The 15519-nt window shown below is 62.2% G+C and carries 13 protein-coding genes; 9 read left to right on the top strand and 4 right to left on the bottom strand.

The features are described 5' to 3' along the window. Nucleotides 1-10 precede the first annotated feature (10 nt). Nucleotides 11-1120 (top strand): sulfur reduction protein DsrS, encoded by a 1110-nt coding sequence (locus tag CKO25_RS05480; protein ID WP_200386918.1) that lies wholly within the window; start codon nt 11-13, stop codon nt 1118-1120. 55 nt (nt 1121-1175) lie between these two features. Here CKO25_RS05480 and CKO25_RS05475 read toward each other — a convergent pair whose 3' ends face one another. Next, a complete protein-coding gene (locus CKO25_RS05475; protein WP_200386917.1) occupies nt 1176-2039 on the bottom strand; it encodes an SDR family NAD(P)-dependent oxidoreductase in 864 nt (287 codons plus the stop codon). A gap of 36 nt (nt 2040-2075) precedes the next feature. Next, nucleotides 2076-3335, bottom strand: a complete 1260-nt coding sequence (locus tag CKO25_RS05470; protein ID WP_200386916.1) for a glucose-1-phosphate adenylyltransferase — start codon at nt 3333-3335, stop codon at nt 2076-2078. A gap of 718 nt (nt 3336-4053) precedes the next feature. Between CKO25_RS05470 and gpmI the strand changes: the two genes are divergently transcribed. The 3 genes from gpmI to sohB all read left to right on the top strand — a co-directional run bounded on the left by gpmI (nt 4054) and on the right by sohB (nt 7575). Then, nucleotides 4054-5604 (top strand): 2,3-bisphosphoglycerate-independent phosphoglycerate mutase, encoded by a 1551-nt coding sequence (gene gpmI / locus CKO25_RS05465; protein WP_200386915.1) that lies wholly within the window; start codon nt 4054-4056, stop codon nt 5602-5604. A 3-nt stretch (nt 5605-5607) separates the two neighbouring features. Continuing rightward, nucleotides 5608-6447 (top strand): thymidylate synthase, encoded by an 840-nt coding sequence (locus CKO25_RS05460; protein ID WP_200386914.1) that lies wholly within the window; start codon nt 5608-5610, stop codon nt 6445-6447. 114 nt (nt 6448-6561) lie between these two features. Next, complete coding sequence (sohB, locus tag CKO25_RS05455) at nt 6562-7575, top strand: protease SohB (RefSeq protein ID WP_200386913.1); 1014 nt, start codon at nt 6562-6564, stop codon at nt 7573-7575. 147 nt (nt 7576-7722) lie between these two features. On the opposite strand, the gene CKO25_RS05450 is transcribed toward sohB, so the two are convergent. Continuing rightward, a complete protein-coding gene (locus CKO25_RS05450) occupies nt 7723-9834 on the bottom strand; it encodes a M1 family metallopeptidase (RefSeq protein WP_200386912.1) in 2112 nt (703 codons plus the stop codon). A gap of 215 nt (nt 9835-10049) precedes the next feature. On the opposite strand from CKO25_RS05450, the gene CKO25_RS05445 reads away from it, so the two are divergent. Beyond that, nucleotides 10050-11258 (top strand): ChaN family lipoprotein, encoded by a 1209-nt coding sequence (locus CKO25_RS05445; RefSeq protein WP_338115071.1) that lies wholly within the window; start codon nt 10050-10052, stop codon nt 11256-11258. A 47-nt stretch (nt 11259-11305) separates the two neighbouring features. Next, nucleotides 11306-12628: a prephenate-dependent tRNA uridine(34) hydroxylase TrhP gene (trhP, locus tag CKO25_RS05440; protein WP_200387091.1), complete on the top strand. Its 1323-nt coding sequence runs from the start codon at nt 11306-11308 to the stop codon at nt 12626-12628. On the opposite strand, the gene CKO25_RS05435 is transcribed toward trhP, so the two are convergent. Further along, nucleotides 12600-13058: a YcgN family cysteine cluster protein gene (locus tag CKO25_RS05435; RefSeq protein WP_371829698.1), complete on the bottom strand. Its 459-nt coding sequence runs from the start codon at nt 13056-13058 to the stop codon at nt 12600-12602. The genes trhP and CKO25_RS05435 overlap by 29 nt on opposite strands. 464 nt (nt 13059-13522) lie before the next feature. Here CKO25_RS05435 and CKO25_RS05430 point away from each other — a divergent pair, with 464 nt between their 5' ends. From CKO25_RS05430 to CKO25_RS05420, 3 genes are all read left to right on the top strand, one after another. Beyond that, nucleotides 13523-14047, top strand: coding sequence for a methylated-DNA--[protein]-cysteine S-methyltransferase (locus CKO25_RS05430; RefSeq protein ID WP_200386911.1), 525 nt, complete (start codon nt 13523-13525; stop codon nt 14045-14047). After that, nucleotides 14044-14940 (top strand): site-specific tyrosine recombinase XerD, encoded by an 897-nt coding sequence (xerD, locus tag CKO25_RS05425; protein ID WP_200386910.1) that lies wholly within the window; start codon nt 14044-14046, stop codon nt 14938-14940. Before CKO25_RS05430 ends, xerD begins: the two co-directional genes overlap by 4 nt. Nucleotides 14941-15033: 93 nt before the next feature. Continuing rightward, entirely contained in the window at nt 15034-15516 is a 483-nt protein-coding gene (locus CKO25_RS05420) for a YajQ family cyclic di-GMP-binding protein (protein WP_200386909.1), read from the top strand. Nucleotides 15517-15519 lie beyond the last annotated feature (3 nt).

The raw sequence follows: 15519 nt of genomic DNA, 5'->3' as shown, positions 1-15519 counted from the left end.
TGTGGGTGCCATGGAACTCAGCAAAGAGGACAGCTTTAGGCTGAATGTCCTGCTTGCAAACCGACCGCAAGCGATTCGGATCGATGAGGCCAAGCTGATCGTCCATGGACTCTCTCCACAGGGCGAGGCAACCATCCGACTCAATCCGAGCACCCGCCCTGAGCCGTATCTCCGTGCAGTGAAAGAGCTGATCTCAGGGCATGTGCTCGGCTCGCCGGGAGGCTATCCCATCTATTTACGGCGCTGGACTCGCATGGGTCAGATGCGTGACGAGAGTCTGGAGCAATTACTGTTGCTCGGCGAACCGGAGGCCGTGGTCGCGGCGGTCTGCTCTCCCGGGCTCACGGATGAACTGGCTCGCCGTGCCTGGTGGGCCATGGAGGATGCCGAGAATGCCCGCCGAATGCTGGGCAACCCGGCGATCGTCTCGGGAACCATGGGGCCGATTCTGGTCGATTATCTGATCGACTATCTCCCCTTCGAAACCGAGAACGACAAGATCATGGAGTCCATCCGGCTGGTGCTGCAAACGGGACTCCTCGACGCGGAGCGGCGGGACGAGCTGTGGAAAAAGTCGGCCCGCAAGCAGGCGTATCTGGTCGGTTTCCTGCAGGCACTTCCCGACGACCTGCCGGGGACTGCCAGCCCACGCGCCTTGCCGGAGCCGATTGCCACGCTGGCTCAAGAGGGTCAGCGTTGCGCTCGACTCCTGCGCCGGCTTTATGCTCCGGCCGGTCAGACCTTTCTTGCAACCGTCGGGACCGTCTTGGCCAAGCCGCCGAGTCAGGACGTGGTGACCACCACGTTCGATCTCTTGCGAGATTATTTCGCAGCGGTACGACCCGACGGTGACCCCAATCTCTCGATCACTGACCTGCTTGCGGAAGCCGAGGCTTTTGCGACCGCCGAGAGTCCCGCACCGGATGTCGCACAACTCCTGCGCCTGAGCCCGAGTCTCGCCCCCGAGGTGGCCGCCATGCGCGTGCTCTCCGGCGTCGGGTATGGTCTCATTCGTACGCAAATGCTCGACCCCAGCGTCCTCGGCAGTCTGATGCGACGCAAGCTCACGCCGGTCATCGATCCACTCCAGAACTGTTTGAGGCGGCTCGGACCAGCGTGAGCGCAGTGCCAGCGTTGCGATTATCCGCTCGGTCCCGTGCTGACCAAGATCCCTCTCAATCGCTGGTAAGACCCACAAGGTTCTCGCTGATCTGCCAGAGCTGACGGTTGGCGTCGGGATCGAGTGCTTGGGCGGGGGCCTTGATCGGCTTTCGGTCCCCGAGGTAGCACCCGGTTACCCCCTCCAGCGCGGGCGACCTCGCCGCATTGAGCACCCGCTCCGCTGCTTGCTCCGGTGTCGGAATCGCCCAGCCGACCAGGCGGTCGACGGTTTTCCAGAAGGCACCTTGCGCACCATCGGTCCCGCCGAGATTGGAGCGGAAGATCCCGGGAAAGACGCAGTTCACAGTCACCCCCGTGCCCGCAAGGCGGCGCGCGAGTTCAAAGGTGAAGTGCAGGTTGCCCAGTTTCGACTGTCCGTATGCCTGCATCATGTGATAGCGCCGACGGGTCCAGTCGAGATCCGTAAAGTCCATCGCGGTGTTGATGCGGGTCCCGACATTGATGATGCGGGCCGGTGCACTGGACTTGATCAGATCGAGCAGCAGATGGGTCAGCAGGAAGGGACCCAGATGGTTGACGGCGAGTGAGCGCTCGATCCCGTCCGGACTCAAGTGACGGGTGGCGTAAGCCGTTCCGGCGTTGTTGATCAGACAATCGAGACGGTCGAACTGCGCGAGGATCTCGGCGCTGACACGGCGCACCGCCGATTGGTCACCGAGGTCACAGACGAAGAGCGTTAGATCCCGGTGGCCCGTGATCTCGGAGATGGCATCGCGGGCACGTGCACCGCGTTCCGCATCGCGAACGAGCAGGCCGAGACGAACGCCGTCACGCGCCAGGGCGAGGGCGACGGCCCTCCCCAAGCCTGAGTTGGCGCCCGTGACCAGGGCGGTCATCCTAGGATTCGCGTGTGTCATCAGCTCGCGCCTTGTTGCCATCCCGACCTGCGGGTCTTACTCGGAGTATCCACCACGTCCCGAACCGCGAGTGTCGCGCGCGAAGTAACTGACCCGCCCCATCGGGATCACCGTGACGCCACCATCCGTGACCGTGAAGCGTTGTCGGTCCTTCTCGACGTCGAAGCCGATCTCGTCTCCGGCTTCGATGATGTTATGGCGATCGATGATCACGTTGCGCAGACGCGCCCCACGACATACGCGGACATAGTCCATGACGATACAGTCTTCTAGGACCACGTCCTGTTCAATGACGGCCTCGCGGCGAATAATGGAATTGGTCAGACGCGCACCATCATGGATCATGGTGGCCGCGCCGAGCAGGGTATTGCGCAGCTCGCCTCCGAGCACGCGGGCAACCGGCCCTTGATAGCCGCTCGAGTAGATGGGCCACTCTGGGTTAAACATGTCGAAGGTGGGCTCGGCGCCCAAGACGTCCTTGTGGGCATCGAAATAGGCGTCGATGGTGCCGACGTCACGCCAGTACACCCTGGTTTCATAGGGGTGAATGCCGGGAATGATGTTCGTGGCGAAATCGTAGGCGAAGAGCCGGTGCGTGTTGAGCAGCCGGGGGAGCACATGCTGGCCGAAATCCGATTCACCCGCGGCCTCGCACTCCTTGAGGGCTTCCATCAGAACCTGCGCGTCGAAGATGTAATTCCCCATGGAGGCGAAGGCCATGTTGGGATTGCCCGGCAGGGGGGTCGGGTTCGCCGGCTTTTCCTCAAAGGCACTGATACGACCGGTTTCATCGGCGGCGATCACCCCAAAGCTTGAGGCATCGGCCAAGGGCACCGGGAGCGCGGCGATGGTGACATCGGCATGGCTCGCCTTATGGAACTCGACCATTTGACGAATATCCATCCGATAGATGTGGTCCGCCCCGAAGACGGCGACCAGATCGGGCCGATGTTCCTCGATCAAGGCGATGTTCTGGTTCACCGCGTCCGCCGTGCCCTGGAACCAGTGTGCGCCCGACATCATTTGCGGGGGGACGACGGTCACGAATTGACTTTGGAGCAGTGGCGAGATCGTCCATGCCTTGCGCACATGCTCGATCAGCGACTGCGACTTGTACTGGACCAGCAGGTAGATGGTCTGAATCTGCGAATTGACGAGATTGCTCAAGACGAAGTCGACGATGCGGTAACGGGCACCGAACGGGACCGATGGCTTGGAGCGGCTCGTGGTCAGTGGCTGGAGTCGCGACCCTTGGCCACCGGCCATGACGAAAGCGATGATTCGGTTGGTTTGCATGGTTCCTCCGTGCCCCCCTCGATGAGGGCGGTTTTGTGACGACTTGAGTCCAGCTTCGGTCCGCTCGCACCGCATCTCATGTCAGCACCGTCGTCGCGACCTTGGTTGGGCCCACCGCCGGTGCACGCGGCACCAGCGGATGCTCAAACTCGGTCGACGCATCGTCTCGGCAAGCGCGGCTCATGCAATATCCCGTATCGAATGCGCCGATGACCTGGACACCAGGCTCGCAAGCGAGCTGATCTCGATGGGCATCGAACGAGACGCTCGCCGATCAATGCTTATCATAAACCGGTCCCGAGCAGGAATCCCGTGAATCCTAGTCCTGGATGCATCACCGTCACCGTACGTGTTGCACCCTATCGCATTGTGGGCGAACCAGGCACCCCGAAATGACTCGCGCACTCCGAGCACTCGGGGTTGCGGGGCCAGCGTGGGACCAGCGTCGGCCGGAAGGTACGCTGTTTGCTAAGACGTTCGCGGATTAGGCCCGCGCGGGATTGCAGCCGGCGCGTCAGGGGCCCTCCGCTCGACGGCCGAACAGGCGGTGTCGGTGGCTCCTAAGCAGACCAGGACGGGCGGGGCGGGTTCCGCCTCGTTCCGCTGGCGTGCAAGAGGACGATCGCCCGCCGGGTGTGATCCCGGTCGAAATGAGACTGAGGCGGAGCGCCCGGGGCGATACAATGGTGAACAACGATGGTTTGAGGAACACAGGCCCATGACCAGCACTGCCACAAAGACGATTCCTGGACGCCCCGTCATCTTGATCATTCTGGATGGTTTCGGCGCGAATCCGGCGAAGGCGAACAACGCGATCGCGCTCGCCGACACCCCCAATCTCGACCGCTATTTCTCCCAGCATCCACATACCTTGTTGCAGGCCTCGGGGCTGGCGGTTGGCCTACCCGACGGCCAGATGGGTAATTCCGAAGTCGGACATATGTGTATCGGTTCCGGTTGCGTGGTTCTCCAGGACCTAGTCCTCATCGATCGTGCCATCGATGACCGCAGCTTTTTCGACAATCGTGCCCTAGTGGCCGCGGCGCGCGCCGCGGCCGATCAGGGGCGACCGATTCATCTCATGGGGCTGGTCTCGGATGGCGGGGTGCATAGCCACGTCCGTCATCTCACCGCGTTGATCAAGCTCTGCAAGCGTCAGGGCGCGCGCCCGCTGGTGCACATGTTCACCGATGGCCGGGATACGCCGCCGCGCTCCGCGCTGGGTTATCTCAAGTGTCTCCATGAGGCCTTGGAGACCTCGGGGGGGCAGATCGCCACGGTGAGTGGCCGTTACTATGCAATGGATCGGGACCATCGTTGGGAGCGGACCGAAGCGGCCTGGCGCGCCATGGTCGATGGCGAGGGTCGTCAAGCCGAGCATGCCGCGGCGGCCATTGAAGCCGCTTATGCCGCGGGCGAGGATGATGAATTCATTCGTCCAACCGTCATCACGGGTGGCGAGCCGATTCGCGATGGCGATCAGGTGATCCACTTCAATTTTCGTAAGGACCGACCGCGCCAGATCATTACGGCCTTCCACCAGGCTGATTTCGACAAGTTCGACCGTCGGGGAATCCACCGCGTCGCGGTCACGGGCATGATGGAATACGATTCCTGGTTCGGCCTGCCCTATGCCTTTGATACCGACATGCCCAAGACGACACTGGGGCAAATCCTCAGCGACGACGGAATCGCGCAATTTCATTGTGCCGAGACCGAAAAATATGCCCATGTGACCTTTTTCTTCAACGGCGGGCGCGGTGATCCCTTTCCAGGAGAGGAGCGGGTCCTAGTCCCATCGCCGAAGGTGGCGACCTATGACTTGAAACCCGAGATGAGTGCATCAGAGGTGGCCGATGCGACCATCACGGCCTTAGGCTCCGGGGAATATCCCTTCATCGTGGTGAATTTCGCCAATGGCGACATGGTTGGGCACACGGCGGTCCGCGAGGCCGTGATCGCTGCCGTGGGGGCGCTCGATCGAGAAGTCGGGCGGGTGCTGGATGCCGCCGTCGCAGCAGGCTATGCGGTCATTCTCAGCGCCGATCACGGCAACTGCGATGAAATGGTGGATCCCGTCACTGGCGAGCCGCATACGCAACACACGGTCTACCCGGTTCCCTGCCTCGTGATCGACAAGGTGCCATGGCGTCTCAGTGTGGGCGGCGGCATCAAGGACATCGCCCCGACCGTTCTGCACCTGATGGGCATCCCCATCCCCGACCAGATGGATGGGCGTTCGCTATTGCTCGGACCAGCGGCGGTTTGATCGATGCGCGTTTATTTAGACCTGTTGCGCGATGTCCTCGACACGGGCATCGACAAGGCAGACCGCACCGGAGTCGGAACGCGATCCGTCTTTGGTCGTCAGATCCGTTGCGATCTCAACGAGGGGTTTCCCTTGTTGACGACCAAGCGCCTGCACGTCAAGAGCATCGTGTGTGAACTCCTATGGTTTCTATCGGGGTCGACCGATAACGGCTGGTTGCAGGCTCAGGGTGTCCGGATCTGGAATGAGTGGGCGAATGCGGATGGTGCGCTCGGTCCCATCTATGGCGCCCAGTGGCGCAGTTGGGCGTGTCCGGATGGCCGTGTCATCGATCAGCTCAGTGAGCTGATCGAGACCATCCGCACGCGCCCGGATTCGCGTCGCCTGTTGGTCTCGGCTTGGAACCCGGCCGATCTACCCGATGAGTCGATGAGTCCGCAGGAAAATGTTCGGGCCGGTCGCATGTCGCTCGCACCTTGCCATTGTCTGTTTCAGTTTTATGTCGCTCGGGGACGCCTGTCCTGCCAGCTCTATCAGCGCAGCGCGGACCTCTTCCTGGGGGTTCCGTTCAACATCGCAAGTTACGCCTTGCTGACGCATCTGGTCGCACACCAGTGCGATTTGCAGGTTGGAGAATTCATCCATACCTTTGGCGACCTGCATCTCTATCGCAATCATCTACAGGAGGCGATCGTCTTCGAGCAACTGCGTCGAGAGCCCAGGGCCTTGCCCCGGTTGCGACTGGCGCGGCGCGCGCCGACACTCTTCGACTACCGTCTTGAGGACATCGAGATCCTCGACTACAACCCACATCCCGGGATTCGCGCACCGATCGCCGTCTAGTCGGCCCCTGGCGTGTCCTGAGCACGACGTCCGCGCCAGTCGATGGTGATGCGAGCCAGGCAACGCGGCGCGACTCTCTCATCCTCACTGGCATCCTGACTGGAGTTGTCCCCCATGAACCTACTCATTGACGTCTTGCTCGACTACGGACTCTTTTTGGCCAAGACGATGACGGTCTTGCTTGGGATCGCGGTGTTGCTGCTCTTGGTGCTGCGTCTTCGCCATGGCGCCGCGCAGGGCGACTCCGAACAATTGGAGGTCATCGATCTCAATCGTCGTTATCGCGAACTGACGGAGACGCTGAAACGCGCCTCGCTCTCGAAGAAGGACTTGAAAGCCTACCTCAAGGCAGAGCACAAAGCGCAGAAGGAGCGAGATAAGCACCCGAGCGTCGAACGCAGCCGTTTGTTCGTCATCGAATTCAACGGTGATATCCGAGCCAGCGAGGTCGGCGCGCTCCGCGTGCTGGTTTCAACGTTGCTGATCGAGGCGCGCGAGGGCGACCAGGTGCTGGTGCGACTCGACAACTCCGGGGGGTTGGTCAGTGAGCATGGCCTCGCCGCGTCGCAACTGGCGCGTCTTCGCGCCAAGGGGATTCCGCTGACGATTGCGGTCGACAAGGTCGCGGCCAGTGGTGGTTATCTCATGGCCTGTGTCGGAGAGCGCATCATCGCGGCGCCCTTTGCGATCATCGGCTCGATCGGCGTGCTGGCCGAGTTGCCCAATTTCCATCGGTTGCTGGAACGCAGCGGCGTGGATTTCGAACTTCATACCGCTGGGGAATACAAGCGCACCCTGACCATTTTTGGCGAGAACACCGACGAGGGTCGGCGGAAGCTGCGCGAACAGCTCGAGGAGACGCATGACCTCTTCAAGTCCTTCGTTGCCACCTACCGGCCGACGCTGGATCTGGAGCGGGCCGCGACCGGTGAGTATTGGCATGGCGAACGCGCCGTCGAACTCGGCCTGGTGGACGCCATTCAAACGAGCGACGATTTCCTGCTCACAGCCAGCAAGGACATGGACCTGCTCAAGCTGAAATACAGCGTGCGCAAGAAGCCCATTGAGCGGTTGATGTCGAGTCTTCGTCAGCAGTTGGACCAGGCGCTTGCTGGGTGGCACCGCTAACGGAAGGGATGGCTGGCAGAGGTTGGTGTCGCGACTGGCGCCTCACCCCGCACACTGATCCGCGCACGCGGCTCAATGGCGGGCCGAGCCGGAACCCTGGGAGTGGCGATCCGCCCTGGCCCATCGGGCGCTCGGGCGGCAGCATGCTCAGGGAACGAGGGCTGGCGGCTCGGGGAGGGCTGGCAGTGGTCGTTCTGGTCCGATCCAGTAGATCAGCTCCGAGTCCGCGGGGGGCCACTGCCCTTCGAGCTGTTGTGTGGGTTCCTGACCCGTGAAGACGAGATAACTGGACTTGCCATAGCGTGGGAGCTTGCGGGTGAGCCCCGGCAGCGCCTCTGGCATGGGTGCGGCGAGCCAGCCCAAGGCTTGCCCCTGCTGGTGCCAAGCCGTGAGCACAGGGCTGGCGTCCGCCCCGAAGTCCTGATCCTGGTCGTGGAAGGCGATCCGGTGCGTCGCGGGCGTGAGGTCGACCCCGCGGGCGGCGTCTTGCAATGCGTTGAGCCAGCGGTTTTCCCAACCCAGCAACCAGATCGCCCCCTCCGTTGGCAGTGTGCTCAGGGTGTCATCCCAGTGACGTGTCCAACCTGTTTGGCCGCTGAGCCAGGCGTCCGCGAGCTGCTGGTAGCCGGTCTTGAGTGCATCCGGGGCGTTCGCGGGGAGGACGATGATCCCACGCTCCGACCCGAAGAGGTTGCTCAGTGTGACTGGGGTTTCGCCCGGCGCGAGGGTCCGGAACAGGTCGAACCAGGGATCGACGAGGATCTGCAATGGCGGCTGTGCAACAGAAACCTCGAACGCAGTGGACTCAGTGGTGAGAGCGACCAAGAAGACCACCGGGTCGGCACCGTCTAAGCGGACCACGACCGGGACCTGCAAATCGAAAGGCGGGCCATCCTGAATCTGCTCGATGCGCCCGCGCACCCTGAAATCTGAACCTTCAGGTGAGACCATGACCTCAGTCAGACGCAGCGACGCGGCCCCCGTGCGTTGCGTCCAGGTCGCGAAGAAGTCGGCGAGATCCTGATTGCTCACGGCGTCGAAGGCGACCTGCAGATCCGGGAATCCGGCGACGCGAAAGCGCTGATCCGCATAAAAGCGTTGGAGTCCCGCGCGGAAGGTCTCATCGCCGAGCTGGCGGCGCAACATGTGGAAGAGCATGGCCGCTTTGCCGTATCCGATCGCCTGCGACGCTGCGCCATGACGAGCATGGAATTCAACCAGCGGGAAATCGCTGCTCTCGCGGACATAGTCGGCGTAGCTTTTGAGTAGGTCGCGACGGTAGCGCCAACCTTCGCCCACCCGCTCACGCACCAGATGGTCGGCCAGGTAGCTGGTCAGCCCCTCGCTCCAATTCCCCGTGGAGTAGTCCACGTATACGCTGTTGCCCCACCAATTGTGCAAAATCTCATGGGGGTAGGAGGTGTGGAGGATGAACGGCAGACGAATCACCCGGGGTCCTAAAAGGGTAAAGGATGGCATCCCGTAACCGGTCTCCCAGAAATTCTCAACCAGTGCGAATTTCGCATAGGGATAGGGTCCGATCAGGTTCGAGTAGAGATCGATGTAGAATCGGGTGACGTCCAGATAGCGCTGGGCAAGTGCCGCGTCGGGTTCGCGGAGATAGACCTGCGCCTCGAATCCCGCGGCCGTCTCCGCGTAGCGCTCGAAGGGCGCGGCGATGAGATAGATGTCGTCCTGGGGCTGTCGTTCAGTCCAGATCGAACGTCCCGCGCTCAGATCACCTGGGCCGGCGCCTTGAGACACCGCGGTCCAACCGGTCGGTAGGCTGACCTCGAGATGAAAGGTCTGTAGCGTCTCCGGGATCCGCGGATACCAACCGCTGCCGCCAGCGAGGAAGACCCCTTCGGCGTCGATGGTGCCGCGTGACCACTCACGCGCTCGCCCCATGCCCTCGTCGATCTGCTCACGCGGATGCTGGATGCGTCCGCCGTAGCTCAGCGTCATGGGGCCAGGTCCCTGCCGCAGCAGGCGATAGAGTGCGAGATGACCCTGCTCACCGACGCGGCGGAGCTCGGCATTGCCGGAGAGGATGCTCGGGTCGAGTCCGGTATGGAGCAGCAGGGGCCACTCAGTGCGGTCGTCAGGGAGCGTGATCTCTGCCGTGACGACCAGGCGACCCTGTGGTGGATCGATCTGGACCCTGAGGTCGTGATCCACAACCGGCATCGTTGCGAGCAAGGGCGGCGCGCACAGCAGGAGGCTGCTTGAAACGAGAAGACTTGAGATCAAGTTACGCATGATGAGAGGGTTCGTTCGCTCGGTCCGCACACACATCCTCGCCTCTCCCAGGAATTCCGAGAGAGCCTCCGGGGGCGGGCGAACCGGCCAGTTCATTGGAATCGTGTCCGAGAGGATGCCTGCATCCCGGCTCAGGCACAGTGTGCGGTGATGACCATTCCACCAATCACCTACTATGCGGGCCATACTGGCCCGAGACCAGAGGGGCTTCCCGCGTGTCATTTCACTCGATCCAGGTCTTGTTCGTCGCGCTGCTGTGCGTCTCCACTCTGAGTGCCGATCCACACTCCCAGCCCCACCCCATCATGGCCGGCGAACCGCCTGCCCCAGGAGAATCCTTGGTGGTCGACACCCTCGAACCCCGTTCGCCCGCATCGCGCATCCCGGTGGTTGAACTCGCGACCCTGCTCGATTTGGATACACTCATCGATCGCATCGCGGATCGTCGCGTCATCTTCATCGGGGAGAGCCATGATCGCTACGAGGATCATCTCACGCAGCTTGCCGTCATTCAGGGTCTGCACGCCCGTGGTCGGCCACTCGCCATTGGGATGGAATTCTTCCAGCAACCCTTCCAGGAGGTGCTCGACGCCTATGTCGCGGGCGAGATCGACGAGGCCGAGTTATTGCGGCGTTCCGAGTATTTCGAACGTTGGCGTTACGACTACCGTCTTTACCGTCCGATCTTGACCTTCGCCCGCGAGCAGGGAGTCCCGATCATTGCGCTGAATCTCGAAAGCGAACTGACCCGGCGTGTCGGGGAGGTCGGCATCGACGGTTTGGATGATGAACAACGGGCACGTGTTCCCGACGACCTCGATGGCGGTGATGCCGCCTATCGCGAGCGATTGAAAGCCATCTTCGCCCAGCATCCGAATGAGCGGGGGCAGGACGTCGAGCATTTCATCGAGGTGCAACTGCTGTGGGACGAGGGGATGGCACATCGCGCCGCCTCGTACCTGAGCGATGAGTCCGAGCGGACGCTAGTGGTGTTGGCCGGCTCTGGACATGTCGAGTATGGGGTTGGGATCCCGAGCCGGCTGCAGCGTCGACTCGATGTCCCCGTTGCCACCATTCTGAACGGCAACCAACGCAGTATGCATCCGGCGGCGGCCGACTTCTTCGTCTATCCGCAACGGGTTGATCTGCCGGAGCCGGGGCGGCTCGGGGTCATGCTTGAATCAGGGATTGGTGAAGAAGGTGCCCGGATCCTCGGCTTCGCCGAGGGCAGTAGCGCGCAAGAGGGCGGGCTCAAGGCGGGCGACCGGATCGTCCAGATCGGCGAGCAACCCATCGCAACCTACGCGGACGTGCGGATCGCTCTCGTAGACGGCCTGCCTGGTGAACGCGTCCCGGTCTCGGTGTTGCGTAAGCGCACGTTGGGCGGTGACGAGCGGTTAGCTTTTGAGGTGGAACTGCGTTGAGTTCGATCCGCCCTGAGTTGCTCTCGCCGGCGGGTTCCCTGCGCGCCATGCGGTATGCCTTCGCCTATGGGGCCGATGCCGTCTATGGGGGCGTCCCCCGCTATAGTTTGCGGGTCCGCAACAACAGCTTCGATCAGGCCGGGCTGGTCGCGGGCATCGCCGAGGCGCACGCAGCGGGGAAGCGCTTCTATCTCGCTGTGAACATCCTGGCGCACGGTCGGAAACTCAAGCATGTCATCGCCGATCTCGAGCCCATCCTGGCCAGTCGCCCTGATGCCTTGATCATGGCCGACCCCGGCTTGATGCTCCTGGTGCGCGAGCGATGGCCCGAGCAGCCGATTCACCTGTCCGTCCAGGCCAATACGACCAATGCAGCCGCGGTCCGGTTTTGGGCCGCACAGGGCGTCACCCGCGTCATCCTGTCACGCGAACTCTCCCTCGATGAGGTCGAGGAGATCCGCGATGCTTGTCCCGATACGGAACTCGAGGTCTTCGTGCATGGCGCCCTCTGTATCGCTTACTCGGGTCGCTGCCTCTTGTCGGGTTACTTCAATCATCGCGATGCCAACCAGGGGGCCTGTACGAACGCGTGTCGGTGGGACTATCGGGTCGCGGGAATCACCCCGGTTCCCGCGCACGATGGCGACAGCCTGGGCTGCGATCCATCGGCACCGGTTCAGCGACATGCCGCGGCCGATGAGGTCTACCTGCTCGAAGAAGGGGCGCGCCCCGGCGCCTACATGCCTGTGTTCGAGGATGAGGCCGGCACCTACATTCTCAACTCGCGCGACCTACGCGCGGTCGAGCACGTGGTGCGCCTGGTCGCGATCGGGGTTGATGCCCTGAAAATCGAGGGTCGGACCAAGTCGCACTACTATGTTGCCCGGACCGCTCGGGTCTATCGTGCGGCGATCGACGAGGCCCGCGCGGGTGCGCCCTTCCGCCCCGCGCTGCTCACTGACCTCGAGGGACTTGCCAATCGCGGCTACACCGATGGCTTCTACCGCCGCCATGCACCGAATGCGCTCCAGAACTATGAAGATGGCTCATCCAGCCCACAACGCCAGATCTTCGTCGGCGAGGTTATACGCTACGTGGAGGGTTGGGCGGACATCCGGGTGAAGAACGCCTTCGCGCTCGGTGACGAACTCGAGTTGCTGATGCCCGATGCGCAACGGCGTTTTCGCCTCAGCGCGATGCGCGATGCGACGACGGGCGCGGAACTCCGTCGCGCGCCCGGGGACGGCTGGGTGGTGCGCATCGAGTTACCCTGTCGAGCGAGCCCGATGGCCTTGCTATCGCGTCTCCTGGCACCGCCCGAGACGGTGCCCGAGTGCGCACTCAGCGAACCCAATCAATCAGATGCATGAGCGGATCGGTTTCGGGATCTGGGGGGAGCGCGCGACCGGACAGGCTCTGTCCGGCATCGATGACGCTCTGTGGCGTCCCGGTCAGCAGGGGGTGCCAGACTGGGAGTGCTCGCCCCTCCGCCAAGCGCCGATAGGCACAGGTCTCGGGCAGCCAGCGGGAGTGCTCTAGGACGGCGGGCGTGAGGGTCACGCAATCCGGCATGCGTTCGGCTCGATGGGTGTAATCACTGCAGCGGCAGCTCTCGAGGTCGAGCAGGGCGCAGGCAATGCGCGAGTAGTGGATCTCGCCCGAATCCTCATCCTCGAATTTTTCGAGACAGCATTTCGCACAGCCATCGCAGAGCGATTCCCATTGTTCCGGTGTCATGCTCTGAAGTGATTCGACCTCCCAGAAGCGATCCTTCGTGACATGCTGGTTACTCATGGTCATGGAGTGGGATGTCCAAAGCTGGAGCGCCTGACAGATCAGGGTATCTTGCCTGAGTGAGCAAGAGGTTGCACCTGCATGATGACCCGCGGTTGCGACCAGTGAGCAGACGCCTGCCGTGATACCGTCGAGGGCGATGGTTCGATGATTTCGACTGGACGCCGCCGCGGAAGTGGTTATTCACATGCTCGAAATCTGTTCGAACTCGGTTCAGCGACCCGGATACCAGGGGCCACTGTGTGCGCCCTGGTTTTCCAATCGATTGATTTAAAAGCTATCATACAGATTCGCTCGGATTAGGATGGATGACGAAACAGTGACATACGCGACCATGACATGCCGTTCCGCCGGGTTCACCCACAGACTTATCCACAGCCCGATCGAACCTGTTCCCCCGCTTGCTGAGTCGAGCCGCGCGTGAGCCGTCGTCCGCTGCGGTTGTTCGCCTCGATGGGATCAGCGGATTGATGTCGTCAGCACTGGTTGAGACGCCATGTGGCCCCCTCGGCGTGGTCTGGGATCGCGACCTGGTCACACGTATCGAGCTCGATCCAACCCCCGCATTCATGCAGGATGCAACCGGGCCGCGACCGGATTGGCTGCTGCAGCCGATCCTGAACTATTTCGAGCGACCCTGCGCACGACTCGAGCTGCCGGTCCATGTGCAGGGGACCGCCTTCCAGCAGCGCGTGTGGGCTGAATTGAGACAGATTCCCTGTGGCCAGACACGCACCTATGGTGCGATTGCGCGCCAACTCGGCACGAGTCCCAGGGCGGTGGGGCAGGCCTGTCGTGCCAATCCATGCCCACTGGTGATTCCCTGCCATCGGGTGGTTGCCGTCAGCGGTCTCGGTGGTTTTGCAGGTGATCTGCACGGCCGTAAGCTTGCCATGAAGCGTTGGTTGCTGAAGCACGAGGGCGTGGTGTTGGACGGATCCTTGGTTGCGGACCGGCCCGGGAGCCGGGACGATCGGTCGCGCGGAGGCCCATGATGGACGATCTGAGCCTCATCGAGGGGTTTGCCGATGCACTTTGGATGGAGCGGGGCTTAAGTGCCAACACCCTCTCGGCGTATCAGTCCGATCTGCGTGCCTTCGCACACTGGATCGCACGCGAGCGCGCCCGTTCTCTGATCTCGGCGCAACGGCTCGATCTCCTGGATTTTCTGGTCATGCGCTCGCAGCAGGGGCGCAAACCACGATCGAGCGCACGCCTGTTGTCTTGTTTGCGCCAGTTCTATCAGCATCTGATTCGCACCGGACTGATCCGCGAGGATCCCAGCGCGCGGGTCGAAGCCCCCAAGCTCGGTCGGCCACTCCCTCAGAGTCTGAGTGAGGCGGAGGTGGAGGCCCTGCTCACCGCCCCGGATACGAGCGATGCACGCGGACACCGTGACCGCACCATGCTTGAGGTGCTCTATGCGAGCGGTTTGCGCGTGACCGAACTGGTCACGCTCAGGGCCGGCCAGCTCGGCTTGACGCAGGGCGTGGTGCGGCTTGTTGGCAAAGGGGGAAAGGAGCGCCTGGTGCCGCTCGGCGAAGAAGCGGGTCAGTGGTTGGCAACCTATCTGAAGGGGCCGCGCGCCGAACTGCTCGCGGGACGGGTGACCGATTATCTCTTTCCGACCAGCCGCAGTGAGTGCATGACACGTCAAGCGTTCTGGTTGTTGATCAAGCGCTATGCGCTGGAGGCCGGCGTCGTGCGTCCCCTCTCGCCCCACACCCTGCGGCACGCCTTCGCCACCCATCTGATCAATCATGGCGCGGATCTGCGGGTCGTGCAGATGCTCCTTGGCCACAGTGATCTCTCAACGACGCAAATCTATACCCATGTCGCGCGCGAACGCCTGAAACAACTGCATGCGCGCCATCATCCGCGGGGATGACCCGGGGGGAGGGTGGCTGGCGGTTTCGCTTTCGGTGCGATTTCTCGCACAATGTAGCGTCCTGATTTCGTCGTGCTGTTCCTAGAGGATGATATGCCAACGTTCGACATCGTTTCAGAGATCGACTTGCAGGAAGTCCGCAATGCGGTCGATCAGTCCAATCGTGAGATCCAAACGCGTTTCGACTTCAAGGGCATCTCGGCACGTTTCGAACTGACCGACGATCAGATTCTCATGACGGGTGAGCAGGAGTTCCACCTCCTGCAGATGATGGATATCCTTCGCCAGAAACTCGTCAAACGCAAGGTGGATCTCGCCAGTCTGAATCCGAGCGATCCGGTTTCGAATTTGAGTTCCGCGCGCCAGGAGATCGCGCTCAAGCAAGGCGTCGACTCCGAGACGGCGAAACGTATGATCAAGGCACTGAAAGCAAGCAAACTCAAGATCCAGGCGCAGATCCAAGGCGATCAGGTGCGGGTCTCGGGCAAGAAGCGTGACGACCTCCAGGATGCCATCGCGCTGCTGCGTGGCGAGGACTGGGGGCTTCCCATCCAATTTACCAACTTCCGAGATTGAGGT

This window comes from Thiocapsa imhoffii (assembly GCF_016583985.1).
Classification (GTDB): domain Bacteria; phylum Pseudomonadota; class Gammaproteobacteria; order Chromatiales; family Chromatiaceae; genus Thiocapsa; species Thiocapsa imhoffii.
This window is presented reverse-complemented; position numbering and strand designations above follow the sequence as displayed.